Origin of the sequence: Pseudomonas sp. LAMO17WK12:I5 (genome assembly GCF_900215165.1) — a bacterium.
Lineage (GTDB): Bacteria > Pseudomonadota > Gammaproteobacteria > Pseudomonadales > Pseudomonadaceae > Aquipseudomonas > Aquipseudomonas putida_A.
The window spans coordinates 1-23,351 of sequence record NZ_OBDS01000007.1 but is presented as its reverse complement, the minus strand read 5'-3'; the positions used below and the strand labels follow the sequence as shown (position 1 = coordinate 23,351).

Annotated in this window: 20 protein-coding genes; 9 read left to right on the top strand and 11 right to left on the bottom strand. The window is 62.2% G+C overall.

Going from position 1 to position 23,351, the window contains the following annotated elements; genetic code table 11:
• Nucleotides 1-242: 242 nt before the first annotated feature.
• The 5 genes from CRO59_RS13370 to CRO59_RS13350 all read right to left on the bottom strand — a co-directional run bounded on the left by CRO59_RS13370 (nt 243) and on the right by CRO59_RS13350 (nt 3,269).
• Nucleotides 243-1,031 (bottom strand): molecular chaperone, encoded by a 789-nt coding sequence (locus CRO59_RS13370; protein WP_097088182.1) that lies wholly within the window; start codon nt 1,029-1,031, stop codon nt 243-245.
• Nucleotides 1,032-1,065: 34 nt separating this feature from the next.
• Entirely contained in the window at nt 1,066-1,566 is a 501-nt protein-coding gene (locus tag CRO59_RS13365) for a spore coat U domain-containing protein (RefSeq protein WP_095138831.1), read from the bottom strand.
• 4 nt (nt 1,567-1,570) lie between these two features.
• A complete protein-coding gene (locus tag CRO59_RS13360) occupies nt 1,571-2,107 on the bottom strand; it encodes a spore coat U domain-containing protein (RefSeq protein WP_027614606.1) in 537 nt (178 codons plus the stop codon).
• A gap of 20 nt (nt 2,108-2,127) precedes the next feature.
• Complete coding sequence (locus CRO59_RS13355) at nt 2,128-2,661, bottom strand: spore coat U domain-containing protein (RefSeq protein ID WP_096795681.1); 534 nt, start codon at nt 2,659-2,661, stop codon at nt 2,128-2,130.
• 104 nt (nt 2,662-2,765) lie between these two features.
• On the bottom strand, nt 2,766-3,269 hold the full coding sequence (locus CRO59_RS13350) for a spore coat U domain-containing protein (RefSeq protein ID WP_167734198.1): 504 nt from the start codon (nt 3,267-3,269) through the stop codon (nt 2,766-2,768).
• Between the two features lie 305 nt (nt 3,270-3,574).
• On the opposite strand from CRO59_RS13350, the gene zapE reads away from it, so the two are divergent.
• Both zapE and CRO59_RS13335 read left to right on the top strand, forming a co-directional pair.
• On the top strand, nt 3,575-4,696 hold the full coding sequence (gene zapE, locus CRO59_RS13345; protein ID WP_097088185.1) for a cell division protein ZapE: 1,122 nt from the start codon (nt 3,575-3,577) through the stop codon (nt 4,694-4,696).
• 214 nt (nt 4,697-4,910) lie between these two features.
• A complete protein-coding gene (locus CRO59_RS13335; protein ID WP_097088188.1) occupies nt 4,911-6,224 on the top strand; it encodes a leucine-rich repeat-containing protein kinase family protein in 1,314 nt (437 codons plus the stop codon).
• An 82-nt stretch (nt 6,225-6,306) separates the two neighbouring features.
• Here CRO59_RS13335 and CRO59_RS13330 read toward each other — a convergent pair whose 3' ends face one another.
• Nucleotides 6,307-7,011: a YebC/PmpR family DNA-binding transcriptional regulator gene (locus tag CRO59_RS13330; RefSeq protein WP_027614601.1), complete on the bottom strand. Its 705-nt coding sequence runs from the start codon at nt 7,009-7,011 to the stop codon at nt 6,307-6,309.
• Between the two features lie 219 nt (nt 7,012-7,230).
• Between CRO59_RS13330 and CRO59_RS13325 the strand changes: the two genes are divergently transcribed.
• Complete coding sequence (locus CRO59_RS13325) at nt 7,231-8,616, top strand: type VI secretion system Vgr family protein (protein WP_097088190.1); 1,386 nt, start codon at nt 7,231-7,233, stop codon at nt 8,614-8,616.
• A 613-nt stretch (nt 8,617-9,229) separates the two neighbouring features.
• Here the strand turns inward: CRO59_RS13325 and CRO59_RS13320 are convergent.
• Together CRO59_RS13320 and CRO59_RS13315 are read right to left on the bottom strand one after the other, a co-directional pair.
• Nucleotides 9,230-10,621 (bottom strand): FAD-dependent oxidoreductase, encoded by a 1,392-nt coding sequence (locus tag CRO59_RS13320; protein ID WP_097088192.1) that lies wholly within the window; start codon nt 10,619-10,621, stop codon nt 9,230-9,232.
• A 71-nt stretch (nt 10,622-10,692) separates the two neighbouring features.
• Nucleotides 10,693-12,018, bottom strand: a complete 1,326-nt coding sequence (locus tag CRO59_RS13315; RefSeq protein ID WP_097088193.1) for an MFS transporter — start codon at nt 12,016-12,018, stop codon at nt 10,693-10,695.
• Nucleotides 12,019-12,288: 270 nt separating this feature from the next.
• On the opposite strand from CRO59_RS13315, the gene CRO59_RS13310 reads away from it, so the two are divergent.
• Nucleotides 12,289-13,161 (top strand): LysR family transcriptional regulator, encoded by an 873-nt coding sequence (locus CRO59_RS13310; protein ID WP_097088195.1) that lies wholly within the window; start codon nt 12,289-12,291, stop codon nt 13,159-13,161.
• Nucleotides 13,162-13,257: 96 nt separating this feature from the next.
• Here the strand turns inward: CRO59_RS13310 and CRO59_RS13305 are convergent, their stop codons facing one another.
• Nucleotides 13,258-14,118, bottom strand: a complete 861-nt coding sequence (locus CRO59_RS13305; protein WP_097088196.1) for a LysR substrate-binding domain-containing protein — start codon at nt 14,116-14,118, stop codon at nt 13,258-13,260.
• Nucleotides 14,119-14,231: 113 nt separating this feature from the next.
• Between CRO59_RS13305 and CRO59_RS13300 the strand changes: the two genes are divergently transcribed.
• The 3 genes from CRO59_RS13300 (at nt 14,232) to CRO59_RS13290 (ending at nt 17,055) form a co-directional block, all read left to right on the top strand.
• Nucleotides 14,232-15,341: a 2-aminoethylphosphonate--pyruvate transaminase gene (locus tag CRO59_RS13300; RefSeq protein WP_097088197.1), complete on the top strand. Its 1,110-nt coding sequence runs from the start codon at nt 14,232-14,234 to the stop codon at nt 15,339-15,341.
• 143 nt (nt 15,342-15,484) lie between these two features.
• Complete coding sequence (phnX, locus tag CRO59_RS13295) at nt 15,485-16,312, top strand: phosphonoacetaldehyde hydrolase (RefSeq protein WP_097088199.1); 828 nt, start codon at nt 15,485-15,487, stop codon at nt 16,310-16,312.
• A 194-nt stretch (nt 16,313-16,506) separates the two neighbouring features.
• Nucleotides 16,507-17,055 carry a cytochrome b gene (locus tag CRO59_RS13290; RefSeq protein ID WP_097088200.1) on the top strand — a complete coding sequence of 183 codons (549 nt, stop codon included), beginning with the start codon at nt 16,507-16,509 and terminating at the stop codon, nt 17,053-17,055.
• A 161-nt stretch (nt 17,056-17,216) separates the two neighbouring features.
• Here the strand turns inward: CRO59_RS13290 and CRO59_RS13285 are convergent, their stop codons facing one another.
• Together CRO59_RS13285 and CRO59_RS13280 are read right to left on the bottom strand one after the other, a co-directional pair.
• Nucleotides 17,217-18,143: a 1-aminocyclopropane-1-carboxylate deaminase/D-cysteine desulfhydrase gene (locus CRO59_RS13285; protein ID WP_097088202.1), complete on the bottom strand. Its 927-nt coding sequence runs from the start codon at nt 18,141-18,143 to the stop codon at nt 17,217-17,219.
• A gap of 161 nt (nt 18,144-18,304) precedes the next feature.
• On the bottom strand, nt 18,305-20,344 hold the full coding sequence (locus tag CRO59_RS13280; RefSeq protein WP_097088203.1) for an FAD-dependent oxidoreductase: 2,040 nt from the start codon (nt 20,342-20,344) through the stop codon (nt 18,305-18,307).
• A 206-nt stretch (nt 20,345-20,550) separates the two neighbouring features.
• Here CRO59_RS13280 and CRO59_RS13275 point away from each other — a divergent pair, with 206 nt between their 5' ends.
• Entirely contained in the window at nt 20,551-21,681 is a 1,131-nt protein-coding gene (locus CRO59_RS13275) for a carbon-nitrogen hydrolase family protein (protein WP_097088205.1), read from the top strand.
• A 3-nt stretch (nt 21,682-21,684) separates the two neighbouring features.
• Nucleotides 21,685-22,725 (top strand): AraC family transcriptional regulator, encoded by a 1,041-nt coding sequence (locus tag CRO59_RS13270; RefSeq protein ID WP_097088207.1) that lies wholly within the window; start codon nt 21,685-21,687, stop codon nt 22,723-22,725.
• Nucleotides 22,726-23,351 lie beyond the last annotated feature (626 nt).

Below are 23,351 nucleotides of genomic sequence, written 5' to 3'. Positions count from 1 at the left end.
ACGCTTTACGTCCGTCAATGGACTCGATCCTCCTGATGCCACTCTTGCCAAAGCCAGTTATCTTTCTCTGGAATTTTGACGACACGATGCATTCATTGTGGCGAGGGAGCTTGCTCCCGCTCGGCGGCGCAGCCGTCGTCAGAACTGTTTGAGCGGACTACCTGACACGGCTTGGGGCTGCATCGCAACTCAGCGGGAGCAAGCTCCCTCGCCACAAAAGTCCACTCGGCATGGCTCCCTTTTCAGCGTCCCGGCGCAATGCTCTGCACCTGCGCCCCGCCATTGACTCGCACTTGCAACGCCGACTCACTCGCCAACGCCCCAGGTGCCGGCCAGCGCATCACCGCGCCCGGCAGCACATAACCCAGCAACCCCTCGGCTAATGGCTTGCTCTGTCCACCCTGTTTGATCACCACGTCGGTCAGCCGCGCATGCACCGCGCCCTGATTGCGCACTTCGATATACGGTCGACCGTCCACCGCCACCGTGCGCCAGCTCAGTTGCGGCACACCGATACCCTTGGGATCACGCGGGCGGGTGCTGTCTTCCTTGCTCCACAGCCCCGCGCCGTAGGCAAACAAGGGCACCGAATAGCGCATCTGAAAGCGGATCGCGGCTGCGGTTTTGCCGCCCTCGGAAGCCGGCGGCTGGGCAGAAGGGATTTCGTCGATGATGATCCGGTAGGCCAGTTCCTGCCCCGGCGGCACATCCTTGGTCCGGGTCAGGCGCACCAGTTGTTTTTGCCCCGGCTCGATCTTCGCCACTGGCGGGCTGCCGATCACGTCGCGCTGGTTCTGGTACTGCTCTGCAAAGCCGCTCTGGCTCCAGCCGAACACGCGGATCTGCAGGTTGGCGGTTTCCGTGCCACGGTTTTCCAGCCATAGCGCACTGGCCTGTTGATCGGCCTCCAGCACCGGATCGATCGGCCAGATCAGCACCGAACTGGCGGCCTGCGCATGGCCGGCCCCGAGCATGACCAGCGCCAGCAACGCGCCCTGCAACAACGAATGCCCAGACGTAACTGCCCCCATGAACCTGCTCCTTGTCGGCCATTCAAATGTCGCTTTACCACGACAGCTGCACCTGCAACACGTCGCTGTACGTCCCCCCGGGCTGATTGCCCGGCAATTGCACCTGACCGTAAATCGGCAGGCTGATGTTGTTCGCATCGCTATAGGCCACCGCCACGCTCTGGCCGATGCCCAGGCTCTGGCTGTAAGCCGCATCGCGAAACAGCGCATACGCCACCCGCGCACTGCCGCTGTTGATCTGCATGTGGCGACCGCTGCTGTTGTACTGGCCGCCATCGACCGTCATGTTCAGTGCCACCCCCGGCGTGCATTGCAACTGCACGCCGCCGGTCAATGCCACTTGCACCGTGCCGGTCGCGAGGGCCGAACTCGAACCGAAATTCAGTCCGCCGTAATTCGACACCCCGCCCACCACCAGGCATCCCGGCGTGATGGTCGCGCTGACCTGAAAGCTCTGGCTGGTCGCCGCCCCCAGCGGCAGCGGCACACTGCCCGCACAGAGCAGGAGCAGCGCGGCACAGCCTTGGCGGCGCATGGCATCAGAACGTCAGTTCAACAGCGACGGTGTCGGTGTACGTCCCCGCCGGCAGTCCAGCCTTGCCCACCGCCTGACCGTAGATATTCACCGTCTGCGCCACGCCAGTGCTGGTCGCCAGGTTGATCGTGCCGTCGATCGGCAGCAGTTGCGAATGCCCGGCATCGGTGTAGAAGTCGTACGGCACGTAGTTGGCGACACCGTCGTACAGTGCGCGAGCGCCGCCCGGCGACTGCCCATCGTGAGCACCGGCGCGCACTTTGACCACCGGGGTCGTGCCGCTGGAACAGAGAATCGACAACGCCCCGCCGCCACCGCCCAGCACTTGTCCGCTGGCGGTGGTGAACAGACTGTTGGCGGTACCGAAGTTCAGCGCACCGAAGTTCAGCCCGGTGGAGCCACCGGCACCGTTGACCTGACAGCTGCTGATCAGGGTCAGGCTGGCGGTGATCTGGCCGGTGACCGTGGTGGCGGCGTGGGCACTGGAAACCAGCGTCAGGCCGAGCAACGACAAACCTATCCTTGATGCAAACTTGCGCATGGTGTCCGTCCTCTACGGGGTTACCAGTCGAGCGTCACCGTCAGCGTGTCGGTGTAGACACCTGCCGGAACCGCGCGGGTATTCGCCACCACCGTGCCAAACACCGGAATCGGTATCTGCGCACCGCTGGTGACAGCGAAATTGTGTTGCTGACCAATGCTGTAGCGCTGGCTGCCGGAGGCATCCAGAAAGAGTTGGTAAGGCAGGGTCTGACGCCCGTTGCTCAGGCGGCGGGTGGTGCCGTCACCGTGGCTGCCGCCATCGATGGTGACGGTGAAACCGGTGACCGAAGGATTGCAGGCGACATTCAGCTTGCCGCTGCTGTCGCCGTCGAGACTGGCCTTGATCGGCGCGTTCCACGTCGGCCCCTGCTGACCGAAATCGAGGGTGCCCAGATTGCTTACCGGGATCGCCGGGGTGGCGCTGTTGGTGACTTCGCACCCGGCGATCAGGATCAGCCGCGCATTGATCTGCCCACTGATCGCCGCCTGTGCGTCGTCAGCGAGCAACAGCAACGTACCCGTGGCGATAACCATCCAGTGCTTGCCTGTCATAGCGTCCGTCCTACTCCTTCAGGATGCCTGCGTACCTTGCGTTCAGGATTGAACGCCCCTTCCCTGCGCAATCCGCCTCCAGCGGATTGCCTGAAATCCTGCACTCACCAAGTCACGGTGACTTTCACCAGATCCGAATAGCGGCTGACCTGCGGCACCTGCGCCAGACGCTCGATCCGCGCGTAAAGCGGCAACTCCACCGTGCCGGTGTCCGGCACCCGGCCGCTGACTGGCACGTTCACCACCAGCGGCACCCGGCGCGCCGCGTCCTGATACAGCCGATATGGAATCGGCTGGCTCCCCGCCGCCCCCGCCATGTAGCGAACCTCGCCAACGCCACCATGCAGGCCACCGTCGACCCGCAGTTGATACGGCGTGTCAGGGTTGCATTCCAGACGTGGCAACCGTTGGTTGGTCAGCGCCGCACCCAGTGGCCCGGCCGGGTCGTCGAGACGCGCAATACTGCCGAAATCCAGCACGCCCAATTGTTCGATACCCGCCTCGCGCTGTTGGCCGATCAACTGGCAGCCACGCTGCACGTCAACGCGGACTTCGACCTGAAGATCCGCCGCATGCACCGAGGCCCCAAGCACCCCGAGCAGGCCCATCACCACACGTACAATCACTGTCCCATTCCTTGTGAGGGAACATCCTGGATGAAGTTACTGTGCTTCAGGGTAGCAACGGACAACGAATCCGCCAGTCGATTGGATCCATGGATCTGCCGGGATATGTTTCGAAAGTTTGGCAACACGGCGAATTACATCGCTGAAAATAGCTGTACGTCCCGCACAAATCTGTTCAGTGATCGCCCACAGTCGACGAGCCGCGATGGAAGCCGGGCGCAGCCTCTGGTTACACTACGGCGCCGCGCTCCCGGGCGCCGGTCTGATGAACACGGAGTGACTGCACTGTGCCCTCTCGAGCGCCCAAACGATCGCCACTGACCCTACGCTGGTCGGCGCTGCGCCGCTGGTTCGCCAAGGGCCGGCCCGCGCATGCCGGGCATGACGCGAATGCCCAGTCGATCCGCGACTATTTCCGGCACAAGGCACATGGTCAGGGTTACACCCTCAGCCACAGCCAGCAGCGGGTGATCGATTGCATGGCGCAGCAGGCCAGCCTGTTGTTCGGCGCCAAGCCGCAAATGCCGCCGAGCCTGTACCTGCATGGCGCGGTCGGACGCGGCAAGAGCTGGCTGCTCGACGGTTTTTTCCAGGCACTGCCGACCGCGCAGAAACAGCGCGTGCATTTCCATGAATTCTTTGCCCGGTTGCATCAGGGCATGTTCAACCATCGCGAACAAGACGACGCTCTCGGCGTCACCCTCGACGAGCTGTTAGCCGATTGCCAGGTACTGTGTTTCGACGAATTTCATGTGCATGACATCGGCGATGCGATGCTCATCACCCGCCTGTTCAAGGCCTTGTTCGAGCGCGGGATTCTGCTGCTGGTGACTTCCAACTATCCGCCGGAAGGCTTGCTGCCCAACCCGCTCTATCACGCGCGCTTCAAACCGGTGATCGAATTGATCAACGCCCGAATGCAAGTGATGGAGGTCGGCGGCCCGCACGATTACCGCAGCCAGGCGAGCAACCATGCGCATCAGGTTTTCACGCAGGGCCACTATGTGTGGCCAGCCACCGCAACCCAGCGCCAGGCGCTGAACCTGCCGCCCGAAGGTGCCCCGGCCATTGCGTTGCCGGTGGGCAGCCGACACGTTCAGGCGCGCCTGTGCGATGGCAGCCGGATCGCTTTCACCTTCAGCGACGTGTGCGAGCAACCGACAGCGGTGATGGATTATCTGGAGCTGTGTCGGCGTTTCGACCAGTGGATCATCGACGACCTGCCGGAACTCGGTGAGTGCTCGATCGCCGCACAACAGCGCTTCATCAACCTGATCGACGTGCTCTACGACCAGGACAAGCACCTGACCCTGCTCAGCCGCTTGCCACTGCGCGAGGCCCTTGGCGGGAATGCCATCGATCTGGCGCGCACCCGCAGTCGCCTGGGGCAGTTGCAGGAAACCCACTGATCCCATTGATCACCACCGATTACCACTGTGGGAGCGAGCTTGCTCGCGAAAGCGGAGTGTCAATGACAAATCACTGACTGACAGGACGCCTTCGCGAGCAAGCTCGCTCCCACAGAGGATCAGAGCGTTCTTCAGTGCAAATCCCGGCTTTGCCGTTATCATGTCGCCCATTCCGAGCGCCCGGCGCTTCTTTCCTTTGATAGTGAACATCCCCATGCACACCCTTGCTCAATTGCGCGCCGGCGAGTTGTCGGGCATTACCCGGCTGGATCTGTCTTGCGGCCTGACCGAGTTCCCCCGGGAGATTTTCGAACTGGCCGATACGCTGGAGGTGCTCAACCTCAGCGGCAACGCCTTGAGCAGTCTGCCCGATGATCTGCATCGCCTGACCAGGATGCGCATTCTGTTTTGCTCGGACAACCACTTCACCGAGGTGCCGGAATGCGTCGGAAAATGCGCGGCGCTGACGATGATCGGCTTCAAGGCCAACCGCATCAGCCACGTGCCGGGCGCAGCACTGCCGCCGCTGCTGCGCTGGTTGATCCTGACCGACAACTGCATCGAAAGCCTGCCCGTCGAACTGGGTGAGCGCCCGTATCTGCAAAAACTGCTGCTGGCCGGCAATCGCCTGCAAGCGCTGCCCGCCTCAATGAGCCAGTGCCATCGCCTGGAGCTGATCCGCATCGCCGCCAACCAGATGCGTGAACTGCCGCAGTGGCTGCTGACCCTGCCGAGTCTGACCTGGCTGGCGTATGCCGGCAATCCGCTGGAAACCGAAGCCGATGCCGCCGCGCTGGAAGCCACGCCGCTGATCGACTGGTCGGCGCTGCGTCTGGAACAGCGCCTGGGCGAAGGCGCCTCGGGGGTGATTTCCCGGGCACAGTGGCAGCGCGACGACGGCTCGCAGGTGCCGGTCGCGGTGAAGCTCTATAAAGGTGAAATGACCAGCGACGGTTCGCCGCTGCACGAGATGAACGCCTGCATCACCGCCGGCCTGCACCCGAACCTGATCCGCGTGGAAGGCCGTATTCACGGGCATCCTGATGGCCAACACGGGCTGGTGATGCAACTGATCGACCCAAGCTTTCGTAACCTGGCGGCATTGCCGAGCCTGGCGAGCTGCTCGCGGGATGTGTATGCCGAGGACTGCCGCTTCAGTGCCGAAGTGGCGCTGAACATTGCCAAGGGCATCGCTTCGGCGGCTGAACACTTGCATCAACAGGGCATCACCCACGGCGACCTCTACGGCCACAACATTCTGTTGAACGATCAGGGCGATTGCTTGCTCGGGGATTTCGGCGCGGCGTCGTTCCATGCCACCACCGACAACCTGGAAACCCGGGCACTGCAACGCATCGAAGTGCGGGCGTTCGGGGTTCTGCTCGGGGAATTGCTGGCGCGCGTCGACTCGGGGTTGAGCGATGAACAACGCGAGGTGCTGGAGGCGCTGGAACAGCGTTGCTGTCAGCCGGACGTGCTGGCGCGGCCGGGGTTCAGCGAAGTGATTCAGGTATTGCACACACAATGACAAAAAGATCGCAGCCTGCGGCAGCTCCTACAGGGTTATGTGTACACCTGTAGGAGCTGCCGCAGGCTGCGATCTTTTGATCTTAGCCCGCCAGACCGACAAACATGTCCTGCACGTCGTCGTGGTTGTCGAGGCCTTCGAGGAACGCTTCAACTTCAGCCATCTGCTCGGCGCTCAGGCCGCTGACCGGGTTCTTCGGCTGGTAGCCGAGTTTGGCCGACAGCACCGTGAAGCCTTGCTCAGGCAGGGCTTTCTGCACGGCGTCGAGGTCGGTCGGATCGGTCAGGAACAGGGTCGCGCCCTCTTCGCCCGGCTCGAAGTCCTGGGCACCGGCCTCGATCGCGGCCATTTCCGGATCGGCGTCCGGGGTGTCCGGCGACGCTTCGATCATGCCGACGTGGTTGAAGTCCCAGGCCACCGAACCGGAAGCGCCCAGTTGACCCTTGCGGAACGCCACGCGGATTTCCGCGACGGTGCGGTTGATGTTGTCGGTGACGCACTCGACGATCAACGGAACCTGATGCGGTGCGAAACCTTCGTACGTCACGCGGTGGTACTGCACGGTTTCGCCCAGCAGGCCGGCGCCTTTCTTGATGGCGCGGTCCAGGGTTTCCTTGGGCATCGAGGCTTTCTTGGCCTGCTCGACCACCAGACGCAGGTGTGCGTTGGTGGCGGTATCGGCACCGTTGCGGGCAGCGATGGTGATTTCTTTCACCAGTTTGCCGAAGATCTTGCCCTTGGCGTTGGCTGCCGCTTCTTTGTGTTTAACCTTCCACTGTGCGCCCATTACTCACTCTCTTGATCTGTGGCGCCGAGACATCTATTGGCCGACGCGTGGCGCCAAGTTTATACGGCCTAAAGTCGGCAATCGACCAAAAAAATCATTGTTGAATCGACATCGTCACCACGACTTGTAGGGCGATTCTGAAAAGCCCACCAGCCATGACCATTCGTGCTCGCGTTTTCGTACCCTCTGCCGTCCGTATTGCCCACAGAGCCCGTACGAATGCTCAATGATAAGGAAACCCCGTTCACCCTGACCCTGACCGACGGCCCGCTGTGCCTGCCGGTCTTGCGTTTCAGTGGCAAGGAAGCACTCAATCAGCCGTTTCGCTTCGAGATTGAAATGATCGGTCTGGCACCGGCGTTGCCCCCAGGCAGTCTGCTGCGCCAACCGGCGTTCCTGCGCCTGGGCGCCGATCACGGGATCCACGGTCTGATCCACAGCGTCAGTTGCGAGCATCGCGCCAGCCACCGCATCGGCTACCGGCTGATCCTCGTCCCGCTGCTGATGAGTCTGGACCAGCCGCCCCGGCGCCGGGTCTTCGTGCAAACGAGCGTGCCGACGATCCTCGCGCAATTGCTCGGCGAGCATGAGTTGCCGGCGGACAGTTACCGGATCGAAATGAGCGTCGGCCAATACCCGCCGCGGCCCTTTTGCATCCAGTACGAAGAAAGTGACCTGGCCTTCGTGCAACGGCTGTGTGAGGAGGAAGGCATCCACTATCACTTCGAACATCACCCGAACGGGCATGTGCTGGTGTTTGCCGATGACAACCTCAGCCTGCCGCAGGAACCGTTGCCGGTGCCGTTTGGCATCACCGACGACACACCATCACCGCGCGTCAGCACGCTGTTTCAGCGCCATGACGCGCCACCGGTGATGGCTGCGCACGGCATTCGCAACCGCGGGCAGGAGGCCATCGCCACCGACGCGGCCAACCATCCCGTGCCCGCACTCGCACCGCAGAACCTGTCCGGCGAACAGCGTCACGCCGAACAACGCAGCCGTCGCCATCTGCAGCGCCAGCGCTGTCAGACGCGCTCGATCCGGGGCACCTGCGATTGCAGCGCGTTGCGCAGCGGGCATCTGTTACAGATCAGCGAGCATCCGATCAATACCTTCAATGAACAATGGTTGATCACCGAACTGCACCACCAGGGCCAGCACCCCTCGATCCTCGACCCGACCACTGATGTGCATCGCTATCGAAACGACTTCACTGCCCTGCCCTGGTCAAGCGATTTTCGCCCGCCATTGGCACAGCCGCGCCCGAACATCGGCGGCTACCATCTGGCAAAAGTGCTGGGATCGCCCGGCCAGCCCGCGCAACTGGATGATCGCGGGCGCATCGGCGTCAACCTCTGGCCGGCGCAGACAACTGAGTCTGCATGCCTGTGGCTGCCAATCGCACTGACCGGCGCCGGCCGGCTCGCCACCCACCAGTTGCCCCGCGCCGGCAGTGAGGTGTGGGTCAGCTTCCTCGACAGCGACCCGGATCGACCGATTCTGTGCCTCGCCAACCCACGCCCTGCGCCACCGAGTGAAACACCACCACCGCGCGACAGTAGCCTGTTGCTCGATTGGCTGCTGCACGGTGCCGATCCCTAAGCGCCGCAGACATTGGCATTGAGTACACCTGGAAGAAACTGGGTGGTTGTGAGGTCGCTATCGCTGGCAAGCCAGCTCCCACAGTTGGATTGGGTGTGGGCTGTTGGAGGTGGGTCGGCTCGTAGGCCGCCTTCGCGAGCAAGCTCGCTCCCACAGTGGATTGGGTGCGGGCAGTTGGAGGCTGGTCGGCTCGTAGGCCGCCTTCGCTGGCAGGCCAGCTCCCACAGGGAGCTAAAGCCAAGCGCATGCTTTTCACCACTCAAATGGCCGAGTGTCAGCTCGCCGAAAGCTCTTGATCTTGCCGTGCCGGCCCCATCGGCAGGCTGAGTGAAGGGGTTTATCCGGGGGTGGGAGCGCAGCGACCGTTCGACGAAGTCGAACACATCGAGAGGAGGTGCAGCGAAGCAAACCGTAGGCGCTGCCCCCCGGATGAATCCCGTAACGAAGGAACCCGAGCCTAGGCGAGGGCCGTACGCCGGGGCCAAGCCTTTTGCTTACTTTTCGGCGTCTGGAAAAGTGAATCGCTGTAAGAGCGAAACCATAAGAAGCCGTTACCGCAGAAACGGATATGTACTCGGTAACCCAAAAGAACGCAGCGCTCGCCAGCCCCCAATCACCCCTTGTCAGCCTTCCCCGCCGCCGCCGCAAACTTCGCCAACCGCACATCCAGATGCCGCGGCCGCCGCCCATGATCCTCAGCCCGCTCCTTGCGCCGAATCGCATTACGCACCATCAACGACCCCAGATACCGAATCGGCTCCGGCGGAAAATACCCCAGCGGCCCGTTCACCAACGGCGAACGGGTCCAGGGGTTATCGAGCCCCTGCACCAACGAGGCAAGAATCTGCCCGCCCATGTGACACGGCCCGACGCCACTGCCGGAATAACCAAAGCCATAAAACACATTGCCACTGGCACTCATCTGCCCGAAAAACGGCAACCCGGTGACCGAGCGATCCGACGGCCCGTTCCACGTCGCGTCGATCTTTACATCGGCAAACGCCGGGAAGAAGTTGCCGAGACTGCGTTTGAGCAACCCAGCATATGGCGAAGGCTGATCGAACACCGGCAGCATCCGCCCACCATACGCAAACGTGTTACCACCCTTGCCAAGCATGATCCGGCCGTCCGGCGTGTTGTGGTAGTAGTGCACGAAAATCCGCGAATCGAGCACCGTAACGCCGCTGGTCAAACCGATGTCCTGCAGCAGATCCGGGCGCGGTTCGGTGATCAGCATGTCGCTGGAGACAATCGCCACGCTGCGTTCGAACTGCGGAAACGCGCGGGCCATCCACGCATTCATCGCCAGTACCACACGGTCGGCTATCACGCAGCCCCCAGCAGTGTGAATACGCGCCGGACGGCCCTCCTCCAGGCCGGTCATCGCCGTGTTCTCGTGGATCTTCACGCCCAGTTGTAACGCCACCCGACGCAGCCCGCGCACCAGTTTGCCCGGCTGCACACTGGCCGCCGCTGGCGAGAACCAGCCCTCCAGATGCTTGCTGGAACCGGCCATGCGCTGCACATCGGCCACCGGGCGTTGGGTAAAGGAGTTGATGCCATTACGCTCCAGCGCCGCGATCACGGCGTCGGTCGAACCGACCTGCGCCTTGTTGGTGGCGGTGTACAGCGTGCCGTCGAGGCGATAATCGGCATCGACGCCGTACTGTTCGCAGAACTCGCCGATGGCGTGGATGCTGCGCTCGGATTCCTTGACCAGGCGCACCGCCTCCTCGACACCGAACAGGCGCTCGAGGGTGAAATACTTGGCCGACCACGACAACGCACACCCACCGTTGCGCCCACTGGCACCGGCGCCGCAGATGTCGGCTTCGATCAGCAATACGTCGAGTTCAGGATTCTGCTGCTTGAGCATGATCGCCGTCCACAACCCGGTGTAGCCGCCGCCGACGATGCACACGTCGGTGCGTACTTCGCCTTGCAGTGACGAGCACATCGCGGATGGGTCGGCCTGCAAGGCTTGCTCGAGCCAAAACGGTCGCATGGGATTCTCCAGTCAGATGGCCACGACACAGCCTGCCGCGAGTGCCGCAGCAGGCCGCAGGGCAAGGGTTTTCAGTTACGCAGGGGTTTGATGGTCAGCGGGCAATTGGGAATGGCCGCGCGCGGTTCCATCACCCCGACCGGGCGGCTGTTCCAGTGCGGAATCAGCACCAGCGCCGAGAACAAAGCGCAGCCGGCGAAGACGATGAACACCGTCACCGAATCGAAGTAACCCGGCAGCAATCCGCCGAGCACCGCACCGACCGAACCGCAACCATTGACGAAACCGGCCGCCGTGGCGCCGGCCTTGGCCTTGCCGAAGTCGATGGCCGCGGCGCCGCTGATCATCGAATCCGGTCCGTACAGGGTCAGGCCCATGACAAACAGCAGCGCCACCACCAGCATCACGCTGCCGGTGTGCAAGGCTCCCATGAACAGCGCCAGGGTCACGGTCAGCGCCAGCAGGCTGAGGACGCAGGCCGGCATGCGCCGGGCGCCGAACAGTTTGTCCGAGGCCAGACCGATCATGATCGGCCCGAGCAGACCGGCCAGTTCGAACGAGGTGGGAATGATCGCCGCGCCGACCTTGCCGACACTTGGCATCTGCTCAAAGACGATCACCGGGCCCCACAACAGAATCGCGTAACGCGCCGGTTTCAACATGAAATACGCCAGGCCCAGCACCAGCACCGTGCGGTTGCGCAGGATTTCCTTCAACGGCTCCCAGACACTGAGTTTGCTGTTGGCTTCGGTTTCCGCGGCACTGAGTTCCGGCTCCGGCTCCACCGCCGGCAGGCCGACGTCTTCCGGTTTGTTGCGCTGAAAAATGAAGAACAACAGCGCCACCACCGCGACCACTGCCGCGCTGGAAATGAACGCCGCATGCCAGGTGCCCATCAGCGTATACGCCCACCAGCCGGCGAACGGCGAGGCCACCAGACCGCCAAACGCATAGCAGGAACTCCACAGACCTAGCACGCGCCCGCGCTGTTCCGCGGGGAAGAAACTGCCGAGGTTTTTGCACAATCCCGACCAGCCGGTGGACTGCGCCAGCCCCTGGATCAGCATGCAAGTGGCGAAGATCGGCAAGGTCGCGAAACTGCCCATCACCAATGCCGCGCCAGCAGAAATCAGCAGCCCGCCAAGCACCACGACCCTCGGGCCGAAACGGTCGGCAAGCATGCCCCAGGTGAATTGGCCGATGGCGTAGGCCGCCAGATAGATCGCATCGAGGTTGGCCATGGCCATCTTGTCGAGCATGAAGGTCGGGTCTTCGGCAATGCCCAGTTTGGCCACCGAAAACGCTTTGCGGGTGAAATAGAATGCGGCGTATGCGAGCCAGGTGACAGCGAAAATCTGCATGCGCCAACGCGCAATGGTGCCGATGTGCTTGTTCATTGTGGTTCTGACCTCAGGGTGTGAGTGTGCCGGCAGAATCGTTAAGTAAACGCCTTTGTTTTTTATTGTTGAGCACTGCGCCAGCGCCCCATCCCTGATGGCGATAGCGGTCAGATGAGTCCTGTTGTTGCACGCACAGGCTCATCGCCAACGCTGCTGTCCGAGCGGACAGTCAGCGCTGGCGTGAGCGGATCAAAGCAATTACTGTTTAATAAATAAAATCGATTTATCGTATTTCACACATAAGCTCAGCTTGTTACTGGAGGCTGCATGTCGGTGTCCCACGCCCAGCTCAAAGCCTTCCACGCCGTGGCCGTCCATGGAAGCTTTACCAAAGCCGCCGAACGGCTTTTTCTCACGCAACCGGCGATTTCCGACCAGGTGCGCAAGCTTGAAGAACGCTTTGGTGTGTTGCTGTTCCATCGCAACAAGCGTTCGGTGCGCCTGACCGATCTCGGTGAGCGGCTGCTGGCGATCACTCAGCGGCTGTTTGTGATCGAGGCTGAAGCCCAGGAACTGCTGCAGGAATCCCAGGCGTTGCAGACCGGCAGCCTGATTCTCGCAGTGGACGCGCCGATACACGTGCTGCCGCAGATCGCGCGGTTCTGTGAGCGGTATCCGGGGATCAGCGTGAAGATCGAGACCGGTAACACCGATGAATCGCTGTTTCGCCTGTTCAACTATCAGGCCGATCTGGCGCTGCTCGGGCGCGATGTCACTGATGAACGTCTGCTGTGCGTGCCGCTACGCAACGACCCGATGGTGGCGTTCGTCTCGCGCCATCACCCGTGGGCCGAGCGCGAGTCGATCTGTCTGGCCGATCTCGATGACACGCCGCTGGTGCTGCGCGAGCACGGCTCGGTAACCCGCCAGACTCTGGAAGAAGAAATGGCCCGCGCCGGTTTTCGCATTCGTCCGGCAATCCAGGTCGAGGGCCGGGAAGCCGCGCGCGAGGCGGTGGTGGTGGGGATCGGTGTGGGGGTGGTGTCGGCGGCGGAGTTTGGCGCGGATTCGCGGGTGTGTGCGTTGCCGATCACCGATTGCACCCGGCGGTTGACCGAGACGCTGGTGTGCTTGCGCGAGCAGAGTTCGCGGCGGGTGGTGGCGACATTTCTCGAGATGGTGCGCGAGAGTCTTGGGTAAACCGGTCTGGTCCCTTCGCGAGCAGGCTCGCTCCCACAGTTGAAATGCATTCCAATGTGGGAGCGAGCCTGCTCGCGAAGGACGCACCACGGTGTATCAGCCTGGCGCCAGACCGAAGAACGCTTGAATCAGGCGCAACTCCCGCCGCCGCTCCATGCAGCCAATCATGTGCCGATTGACCAACCCGTCGCCGACGATCGGAATCGCCACCACCCGCGGGTCATGGCTGACCTCCACCGAAGACACCACACCCACCCCCAGCTCCGCCGCCACCGCTTCGGTCACCGCCTCACGGCTGTCCAGTTCCAGCAGCACCCGTGGAATGACCGTCGCCTGCGCACACGCCTGATCAAAGGTGCGCCGGGTGATCGAACTCGGCTCGCGCAACACCATGATCACCTGATCCAGCTCCTTGAGCTTCACTTCGCCGGCACGCTGCGCCCACGCATGCGCCGCCGGCACCAGCGCGCAGATCCGCGATTCGCTCAACGCTTGCAGATGCAGGCCCTTGCGCGGTTCGACCTCGGTCAGCACCGCCACGTCCGCATGCTCGGACAACAGCGCGGCGAGGGTTTCCTGCGCATTGCCCAGACGCAAATTCACCGTGATCCCCGGATAGCGCGCACGCAGGCTGGCGAGCATCGGCATGACCATGTGCGGGCCGTCCGCCGCCACTTCGAGGCGCCCGGTGAGCAACTGACGATTGGCTTCGAGCAGGGTTTGCGCTTCTTCGGCCAAACCGAACATGGCGCGGGTGATCGCCGCCAGTTTGGTGCCCTCCTCGGTCAATTCCACCCGGCGTGCGGTGCGACGCAACAAGGTGATCTGGTAGTGCTCCTCCAGCGCCTTGATGTGTCCGGTGACCGCCGGCTGACTGATGAACAGGCGCGCGGCGGCGCGGGTAAAGCTGCCTTCCCGGGCCACGGCGTCGAAGGCGCGCAGCTGGAACAGATTCATGGATAACCCTCACTGATGGCTGGCATAACAACAAACAATTTGATTGATAGACCGCCGAATTGCAACGTATGCCCCGTAGCTTCATCCCACAGCGCTATCGCGAGGACACACGAATGAGTACTGCCGCACCCATCCTGCTCACTCCCGGCCCGTTGACCACGTCGGCCCGCACCCGCCAGGCAATGATGATCGACTGGGGGTCATGGGATGACCGCTTCAATCAACTGACCGCCAGCCTCTGCGAGCAATTGCTGGCGATCCTCAACGGCGCCGCCACTCACCACTGCGTGCCATTGCAGGGCAGCGGCACCTTCGCTGTCGAAGCCGCCATCGGCACCTTGGTACCGCGTGACGGCAAAATCCTCGTGCTGATCAACGGTGCCTACGGCAAGCGTCTGGCGAAGATCTGCGAAGTGCTCGGCCGCTCGTTCAGCACCTTCGAAACCGCCGAAGACGAACCGACCACCGCTGCCGACGTCGATCGTCTGCTGCGCGCCGATGGCGACATCACCCATGTCGCGCTGATCCACTGCGAAACCAGCACCGGCATCCTCAACCCGTTGCCGGAAATCGCCGACGTCGTGCAGCAACACGGCAAGCGCCTGATCATCGATGCCATGAGCTCGTTCGGCGCGTTGCCGGTGGACGCGCAAAAAGTCCCGTTCGATGCGCTGATCGCCGCCTCCGGCAAGTGTCTGGAAGGCGTGCCGGGGATGGGTTTTGTCTTCGCTCGCAAGGAATCACTGGCTGCTTCTGCAGGAAACTCGCATTCGCTGGCGATGGATCTGCATGACCAGCACAGCTACATGCAGAAGACCGGCCAGTGGCGCTTCACCCCGCCGACCCACGTGGTCGCGGCGCTGCATGAAGCGCTGCTGCAATACAACGAAGAAGGTGGCCTGCCCGCTCGCCATGCGCGCTACGCCGCCAACTGTCAGGCGCTGATGGAAGAGATGGGCAAGCTCGGCCTGCGCAGCTTCCTGCCGGCAGCGATCCAGGCCCCGATCATCGCCACCTTCCATGCCCCGCAAGATCCGCGCTACCAGTTCAAGGACTTCTACGAACGGGTCAAGGCCAAGGGTTACATCCTCTACCCCGGCAAACTGACCCAGGTCGAAACCTTCCGCGTCGGCTGCATCGGCCACGTCAACCCGGACGAAATGCGCCAGGCCGTGGCAGCAGTGGGAGAAGTGCTGCGCGAGATGGAAGTCCTCGATATCTGAAACGCCACTAATCCCCTGTGGGAGCGGGCTTGCTCGCGAAGGCGGAGTGTCAGCCGCCATTAATGTTGAATGTGCCGCCGCATTCGCGAGCAAGCCCGCTCCCACAGTTTTGAACCGTATTGCCAACTCAGGAATTGACTGCCATGAACTACACCAACCCAAACAAACTGCAAGCCGCGATCCTCGACTGGGCCGGCACCGTGGTCGATTTCGGCTCGTTCGCACCGACGCAGATCTTCGTTGAAGCCTTCGCCGAATTCGACGTTCAGGTCTCCATCGAAGAGGCCCGTGGCCCGATGGGCATGGGCAAGTGGGACCACATCCGCACCCTGTGCGATCAGCCGCAGGTCGCCGAGCGTTATCGCAAAGCTTTCGGCCGCACCCCGACCGACGATGACGTGACCGCGATCTACAACCGCTTCATGCCGCTACAGATCGAGAAGATCGCCGAGCACTCGGCGCTGATTCCCGGCGCGCTGGAAACCATTGCCAACCTGCGTCAGCAAGGGATCAAGATCGGTTCCTGCTCCGGCTACCCGAAACAGGTGATGGACAAGGTCGTGGCGCTGGCCGCTACCAACGGCTACGTCGCCGACCATGTAGTCGCCACCGACGAAGTGCCGAACGGTCGCCCATGGCCGGCTCAGGCCCTGGCCAACGTGATCGCCCTGGGCATCGACGACGTCGCGGCCTGCGTGAAGATCGATGACACCGTGCCGGGCATCCTCGAAGGTCGTCGCGCCGGAATGTGGACCGTGGCGCTGATCTGCTCGGGTAACGCGCTGGGCCTGGACTACGCCGGCTACCGGGCGCTGGGCAGCGACGAACTGGCCAGCGAACGCAAACGCATCCACGCGCTGTTCGCCGATTCGCGCCCGCACTACATGATCGACACCATCAGCGACCTGCCGGAAGTGATTGCCGACATCAACAAGCGTCTGGCCAACGGTGAGATGCCGCAATCGAGCTGATCGCGCCTTTTCGTCAAAACAATAGAAAACGCCAGGGTCTTCGCGACACTGGCGTTTTTTTTTGGCTAAAGCCCTGACTCAGCGCAGTGAAACTCCGATCAGCCTCAGGCAAATCTGCCAAAGGGGATTACAGTTAAAGCATGCCGTCGCACAAGAACGGCACGTGGCGACCCTGATCTGTGAGGAAACACCGTATGCCGTGGACAAGTTCCGAATCCCGCTACAGCACCGTGTCCGTGCTGCTGCACTGGCTGATGCTGGTCCTGTTGATCCTGGTGTATGCCAGCATGGAGTTGCGCGGGATTTTTCCCAAAGGCAGTGGCGGCCGCTCGCTGATCCGCGAAGTGCACTACATGCTCGGCCTGACCGTGTTCGTGCTGGTGTGGTTTCGCCTGGTAGCGCGCAGCATCGGCCCGGCACCGAAAATCTTCCCGGCCTCGCCCCAATGGCAGACTCTGCTGGCGCGGGTGATGCACTGGTTGTTGTACCTGTTCATGATCAGCATGCCGATTCTTGGCTGGCTGATTACCAGCGCCGAGGGGCATCAGGTGATGTTCTACGGTTTCGATCTGCCGTTGCTGGTTCATGAAGACAAGGCATTCGCCAAGCAGGTGGAGCACTGGCACGTGTTGATCGGCAACATCGGCTACTGGCTGATCGGCCTGCATGCGCTGGCGGGGCTGTATCACCATTATGTGGTGGGCGATAACACGTTGCTGCGGATGATGCCCAAGCGCGGTTGAACACCAACTCGGTAAATTTCCCCTGTGGCGAGGGAGCTTGCTCCCGCTGGGCTGCGCAGCAGACCTGAATCCTGAAAATCTGGACTGTCAGGCAAACTGTATTCGCTGAATCGACGACGGCTGCGCCGCCGAGCGGGAGCAAGCTCCCTCGCCACAGAAGTTCAACTGTAGGAAGTGAATCCGCGGCGCCCCTGCAAACCGCCGGTATGAACAAAGATCAACCGGGTGCCTGGCTCAAATCTGCCGGCCTCAATCTGCTCCTTGAGCATCAACAAAGCCTTGCCGGTATACAGCGGCTCCAGCGGGACGCCGCTGCTCTGTTCAGTTTTGTCGATGAATTCGAGCAACACCGGATCGACTTTGGCGAAACCACCCCGACTCGCGTCGAACAATGCGTAATTCGTCATTGCCATATCCGTCTCCCGAACGATCGCCTCCACCTGCGCCGCCACGCCATGATCTTCCGGCACCGCCAGCGCGCCGTACACCGCACGCTCTCCCGCCTCGGCGAGTACCAGCCCTGCCAGAGTCGTCCCGGTGCCGCACGCCAGCCACCAGCCGTGGTAATCGCTCCAGCCTAGCGAGCTCAGTCGCGAACCCACCTGCTCCTTGAGCGCTTTGCAGCCCAGCGCACCGGCCAATCCGCCGCCACCCTCTGGCACTGCGTGCAGATTCGGGAACTGCGCCTGCCAAGGCTCCCAGAATCCGGGCTCATGCCGCGCCCGATAGCCGCCGTAACCGAGCCAGTGCAGTTGCATGCCGAACGCCTGCAAGTCCTCAACCGTGGGCGTCTGCTGTGGATGGCCACGCAACAGCCCAACGGTTTCGAAACCCAGACGCTTGCCAGCCGCAGCCAGCGCATGCAGATGATTGGAATGCGCGCCACCCAGGCTGATGATGCCCTGCGCGCCGGCACGGTCGGCGGCCTTGAGATGCTCGACGAGCTTGAACCATTTGTTGCCGCTGATCAGCGGGTCGATCCGGTCCAGACGCAGGATCGCGACCTCGATTCCGGCGTTGGTGAGCCAGTCGAGTTGAAGCAATTCGAGGGGGGCTTGGGGTAGCCAGTTGGCGGGAGGAAGAAGCATGGGCGACTGATCATTCGAGGCAGAGCCGGCATTCTAGTCGCTCACAGGACGCCATCGCGAGCAGGCTCACTCCTACAGGATCCGCGCCATCCATAAATGTTGCGCACACTGCCAATCCACTGTGGGAGCAGGCTCGCTCCCACAGGGGGGATTCGTGGTGGTTAAAGTTCAGCGGCGAGGCGCGAACCCTGGTTGATCGCGCGCTTGGCATCCAGCTCCGCCGCCACATCGGCGCCGCCGATCAGGTGCACGTTCTGCCCCGCCGCGACCAGACCTTCCTGCAGCTCGCGCAGTGGATCCTGGCCGGCGCAGATCACGACATTGTCCACCGCCAGCACTTGCGGCTCGCCGGTTTCGCCGATGCGGATGTGCAGGCCTTCGTCGTCGATTTTCAGGTATTCGACGCTGTTGAGCATCTGCACCTGCTTGTTCTTCAAGCCCGTGCGGTGAATCCAGCCGGTGGTCTTGCCCAGGCCATCACCGACCTTGGTTTTCTTGCGCTGCAACAGGAACACTTCGCGAGCCGGCGCGTGCGGCGCAGCTTTGATCCCGGCCACGCCACCTCGCGCTTCCAGGTTCGTGTCGATGCCCCACTCTTTCCAGAACGCGGTGCGATCCAGACTGGTGGCCACGCCTTCGTGCACAAGGAATTCCGAGACATCGAAACCGATGCCGCCCGCGCCAATCACCGCGACACGCTTGCCCACCGGTTTGCGCTCAAGGATCACGTCCAGGTAGCTCAGCACCTTGGCATTCTCGACGCCCGGAATCGCCGGCACACGCGGCGCGATGCCGGTGGCGAGGATGATTTCGTCGTAACCGCCCTCGACCAGCTTCGCCACGTCGACGCGAGTATTCAGGCACACCTCGACATTCGTGGTCTGCAGCTTGCGCTTGAAGTAGCGCAGGGTTTCGAAGAATTCTTCCTTGCCCGGCACACGCTTGGCGATGTTGAACTGGCCGCCGATTTCGCTCGCGGAATCGAACAAGGTCACCTGATGCCCGCGCTCGGCGGCCACGGTCGCGGCGGACAGACCGGCAGGGCCGGCACCGACCACGGCGATCTTCTTGATCTGTTGCACCGGCAAATAGTTGAGCTCGGTTTCATGGCAGGCACGCGGGTTGACCAGGCAACTGGTGAGTTTGCCGCCGAAGGTGTGATCGAGGCACGCCTGGTTGCAGCCGATGCAGGTGTTGATTTCGTCGGCACGGCCTTCTGCGGCTTTGTTGACGAAGTCCGGATCGGCGAGGAACGGCCGTGCCATCGAGACCATGTCGGCGTCGCCTTCGGCGAGAATCTGCTCGGCAATTTCCGGGGTGTTGATGCGGTTGGTGGTGATCAGCGGAATGTTCACCGAACCACGCAGTTTGGCGGTGACCTTGCTGAACGCCGCGCGCGGCACCTTGGTGGCGATGGTCGGGATCCGCGCTTCGTGCCAGCCGATGCCGGTATTGATGATGGTCGCGCCGGCCTGCTCGATGGCTTTGGCCAGGGTCACGATCTCTTCCCAGCTGCTGCCGCCCTCGACCAGATCGAGCATCGACAAACGGAAAATGATGATGAAGTTCGGCCCGACTGCTTCGCGTACGCGGCGGACGATTTCCACCGGCAGGCGCATGCGGTTCTCGTAGCTGCCGCCCCAGCGGTCGGTACGGTGGTTGGTGTGCGCGGCGAGGAACTGGTTAATGAAATAACCTTCCGAGCCCATGATCTCCACTCCGTCGTACTCGGCGCTCTGCGCCAGTACCGAGCAGGTGACGAAATCGCTGATCTGTTTCTCGATGCCCTCCTCGTCCAGCTCTTTGGGCTTGAACGGGTTGATCGGCGCCTGAATCGCGCTTGGCGCCACCTGTTTCGGGCTGTAGGCATAACGCCCGGCATGGAGGATCTGCATGCAGATCTTGCCGCCCGCCTCATGCACTGCGCGGGTGACGATGCGGTGCTTGAGCGCTTCTTCCTCGGTGGTCAGCTTGGCTGCGCCGGAGTACACGCCGCCCTCGTCGTTCGGGCCGATACCGCCGGTGACCATCAGGCCGACGCCGCCACGGGCACGCTCGGCGAAGTACGCTGCCATGCGTTCGAAGCCACCCGGTTTTTCTTCAAGGCCAGTGTGCATCGAACCCATCAGGGTGCGGTTGCGCAGCGTGGTGAATCCCAGGTCCAGCGGGGCCAACAGGTGCGGGTAATGAGCGGCGGTCATCGGTAACTCCACAACGTGCGATCACGGAAATTGCGGGAGCTCTGCGTCCCCCGTCAGTCATGTTCGACAGACTAAGAGTCGCACTGCTGTCACTCAATGACCGAAACTGACAACTTATTGATCCAAATGCGCAGCGCCCCTTGGCAAGCGCAGGCATGCGCCCTACCCTAGTCGCCACACCCTGTACCCGGCTGTTGTTGGTTTTCATGCGCAAACTTCTGTATCTGTTTTTCTCCATGGCCATCGTTGCCGCCCTGACCACCTACGCCATGTGGGCGGCGGACCGGCCGGCGGGGCATTACCTGTCGGATCTGCGCATCAAACTGGCGGTCGATCAGGGCACGCCCGCCGACCGTGGCAATCTGCTGGGCATCCAGCCGGAACTGTTTCCGACCGACTACCAAAGCCCCGAGCGCCTGCACCGCAAACTCGCGGCCTATCTGCAGCAGGCACAGGATCAGGGGCTGCTGAACGAAAAAACCGTGGTGGTACTGCCCGAGCATGTCGGCACCTGGCTGATGATCAGCGGCGAGAAAGACGAGCTGTATCAGGCCCCGACCCTGGTCGAAGCGATGAACTGGCTGGCGGCGAGCAATCCGTTGCTGTTCGCCCGCGCCTGGCTCACTGCCAAGGGCGAAAATCGCCTCGACGACGCGCATCTGCGGATGAAGTCCAAAGCCATGGCCAAGGATTACCAGACGTTATTCGGTGGTCTGGCCAAGGAATTCCACGTCACACTGGTGGCCGGTTCCATCGTCCTGCCCGAACCGAGCATTCGTGATGGCCAACTCAAGCCCGGCAGCGGCGCGCTGTTCAACAGCAGCGTGGTGTTCGGTAGCGATGGCGTACCGCTGGGCCAGCCCCAGCGGCAGATGCACCCGATCTTCGAACAACGTGACGTGATCGGAAGCGAAGACGAGCACGCGATCAACGTGATCGAGACCCCGGCCGGGCGTCTGGGTGTGCTGATCGGCAGCGACAGCTGGTACCCCGACAACTATCGCCGACTCGACGAGCAAGGCGCGCAACTGGTGGCGGTGCCGGCCTTCGTCGTCGGTCACGACGCCTGGAATCAGCCGTGGGCCGGTTACAAGGGTTCGAGCACACCGGGGTCGGTCAGCCTCAAGCCCGGGGAAATCAGTGAAGGTCAGGCCTGGCATCGCCTGACACTGACCGCGCAGCCGCCGAGCAGTCGTGCGATCGCCGGCATGAGCGTGTTCCTGCGCGGCCAGTTCTGGGACAAGCCTGGTTCGGGACAAAGCTTCCTCAGCAGCAACGGTCAGCAATTCGCCGATGGCGAAGCCCGTGGCGCGCGTCTGCTGAATATCTGGTTGTAAGCCATGAAGCCGCTGCCGATGCGCCTGGGGGATCTGTCGGTAGGTTTCGTGCATAGCCTCGCTGATGCCGTGCGCAGCCAAGGTGCCGATCCGCAAGCGTTGCTTGAACAATACGGGCTGGATGCCGCGCGACTGGCCGAGGCCGGCGCGCGGTTGTCGATTCCGCGCTACATGCGTCTGGGGCACAGCGCGATTCAGTTGACCGGCGATCCGGCACTGGGCTTGCGCATGGGCCAGCTCAGCCGCTTGAGTCAGGCCGGGCTCGCCGGGGTCACTGCCGCGCAGGCGCCGACCGTGCGCGAGGCCGCCCGTTGTCTGATCCGCTTCGAGCCGCTGTACGGCTCGAATTATCGCGGGCAGTCGAGTTTTCACGAAGACGCCCATGGCGCCTGGCTGCGCTTCTATTCGATCAGTCCGTACAACGCCTATAACCGTTTTGTAGTGGATTCGATCATCGCCGGCTGGCTGCATCAACTGTCCAGCGTCGGTCGCGAGCCACTGCGCGCCGAGCGCATCGAGATCGAATTTGACGCGCCGGACTACCGCGACGCCTACAACGTCTTGGGCGACTGCCCAATCCAGTTCGGCGCTGAGCGCAATCAATTGCGCCTGAACCTGAACAGCCTCGCACAGCGTAATCCCGAGCACTGCCCGAGTACCTGGCGGCATCTGCTGCAATTGTGTGAACGAGAACTGGAGCAATTGACCCGCACCCGCAGCCTGCGTGAACGCATCACTCAGCTGTTGGGGCCGTTGCTCAATGGTGGCCGGGAACCCGACCTGGAAGAAGTGGCGGCGCGCCTGAAGCTGCCGACCTGGACGTTGCGGCGCAAACTGGACGAGGAAGGCACGCAGTTTCGCGCGATCCTCAATGACACCCGCCGTGATCTGGCGATGACCTACATCCGCGACACCGAACTGGCGTTCGGCGAGATCGCCTACCTGCTGGGCTTTGCTTCAGCCGAGGCGTTTCAACGCGCCTTCAAGCGCTGGAGCGGCCAGACCCCCGGCGAGTTTCGCCGCAGTCATCGCAAAACCGCCTGACGCCTTAAAGCTCGGTGGCGTCTTCGGCCGGCTCTGGCTGATCCAGTTCATACGCCTGGAATTCGAGCAGTTCTTCTTGATAGTCGTCCATCGTGTGATCCCCCTGCTGCCCGTTTGAAAATAGCCCGGTCAACTGACCAGTGCCTCGAGCCTATCGTGCCCGTATGAAGGAAAAGTGACATCCCGCCTTCATGAATAAAACGTAGCAGGTGGTCAGGAATTTATCGCAGGATTTTTGTCGGGGGAATGTAACGAGATTTGAGTACACCACAAAACAAATGTGGGAGCGGGCTTGCTCGCGAAAGCGTCAGTACATTCAGCATCGATGTGACTGAACAACCGCTTTCGCGAGCAAGCCCGCTTGTGTCTGAGTAAGGGGATAAACTCTGGGGTGAGAGGGGTGGATGGCAAGCTGTGAGTCCGCGGTGCTTAAAGCACGAGTGGGAGCAAAGCTGCCATCCACCTTTCTACTCTGGCCCCTAAGCCCGAACAGTTGGACGAGCGCCACTCGAATCACAAGCGTGGGCAAAGCCAGAGCACTCTCACTTCTGAGTGTAAGAGGGTTTTGCCATGATTTCCTGGGTCGGCATCGATATCTCCAAATCCAATCTGGTCGTCTGGGTTCA

Bases quoted from the DNA above. Each gene is read 5' to 3' on its own strand.
- CRO59_RS13280 (WP_097088203.1), bottom strand. From the start codon at position 20,344: ATGACCGCCGCTCATTACCCGCACCTGTTGGCCCCGCTGGACCTGGGA.
- phnX (WP_097088199.1), top strand. From the start codon at position 15,485: ATGAACTACACCAACCCAAACAAACTGCAAGCCGCGATCCTCGACTGG.
- CRO59_RS13365 (WP_095138831.1), bottom strand. From the start codon at position 1,566: ATGCGCCGCCAAGGCTGTGCCGCGCTGCTCCTGCTCTGTGCGGGCAGT.
- CRO59_RS13275 (WP_097088205.1), top strand. From the start codon at position 20,551: ATGCGCAAACTTCTGTATCTGTTTTTCTCCATGGCCATCGTTGCCGCC.
- CRO59_RS13290 (WP_097088200.1), top strand. From the start codon at position 16,507: ATGCCGTGGACAAGTTCCGAATCCCGCTACAGCACCGTGTCCGTGCTG.
- CRO59_RS13360 (WP_027614606.1), bottom strand. From the start codon at position 2,107: ATGCGCAAGTTTGCATCAAGGATAGGTTTGTCGTTGCTCGGCCTGACG.
- CRO59_RS13355 (WP_096795681.1), bottom strand. From the start codon at position 2,661: ATGACAGGCAAGCACTGGATGGTTATCGCCACGGGTACGTTGCTGTTG.
- CRO59_RS13315 (WP_097088193.1), bottom strand. From the start codon at position 12,018: ATGAACAAGCACATCGGCACCATTGCGCGTTGGCGCATGCAGATTTTC.
- CRO59_RS13320 (WP_097088192.1), bottom strand. From the start codon at position 10,621: ATGCGACCGTTTTGGCTCGAGCAAGCCTTGCAGGCCGACCCATCCGCG.
- CRO59_RS13270 (WP_097088207.1), top strand. From the start codon at position 21,685: ATGAAGCCGCTGCCGATGCGCCTGGGGGATCTGTCGGTAGGTTTCGTG.
- CRO59_RS13305 (WP_097088196.1), bottom strand. From the start codon at position 14,118: ATGAATCTGTTCCAGCTGCGCGCCTTCGACGCCGTGGCCCGGGAAGGC.
- CRO59_RS13350 (WP_167734198.1), bottom strand. From the start codon at position 3,269: ATGGGCCTGCTCGGGGTGCTTGGGGCCTCGGTGCATGCGGCGGATCTT.
- CRO59_RS13330 (WP_027614601.1), bottom strand. From the start codon at position 7,011: ATGGGCGCACAGTGGAAGGTTAAACACAAAGAAGCGGCAGCCAACGCC.
- CRO59_RS13300 (WP_097088197.1), top strand. From the start codon at position 14,232: ATGAGTACTGCCGCACCCATCCTGCTCACTCCCGGCCCGTTGACCACG.
- CRO59_RS13335 (WP_097088188.1), top strand. From the start codon at position 4,911: ATGCACACCCTTGCTCAATTGCGCGCCGGCGAGTTGTCGGGCATTACC.
- CRO59_RS13310 (WP_097088195.1), top strand. From the start codon at position 12,289: ATGTCGGTGTCCCACGCCCAGCTCAAAGCCTTCCACGCCGTGGCCGTC.
- CRO59_RS13285 (WP_097088202.1), bottom strand. From the start codon at position 18,143: ATGCTTCTTCCTCCCGCCAACTGGCTACCCCAAGCCCCCCTCGAATTG.
- CRO59_RS13370 (WP_097088182.1), bottom strand. From the start codon at position 1,031: ATGGGGGCAGTTACGTCTGGGCATTCGTTGTTGCAGGGCGCGTTGCTG.
- CRO59_RS13325 (WP_097088190.1), top strand. From the start codon at position 7,231: ATGCTCAATGATAAGGAAACCCCGTTCACCCTGACCCTGACCGACGGC.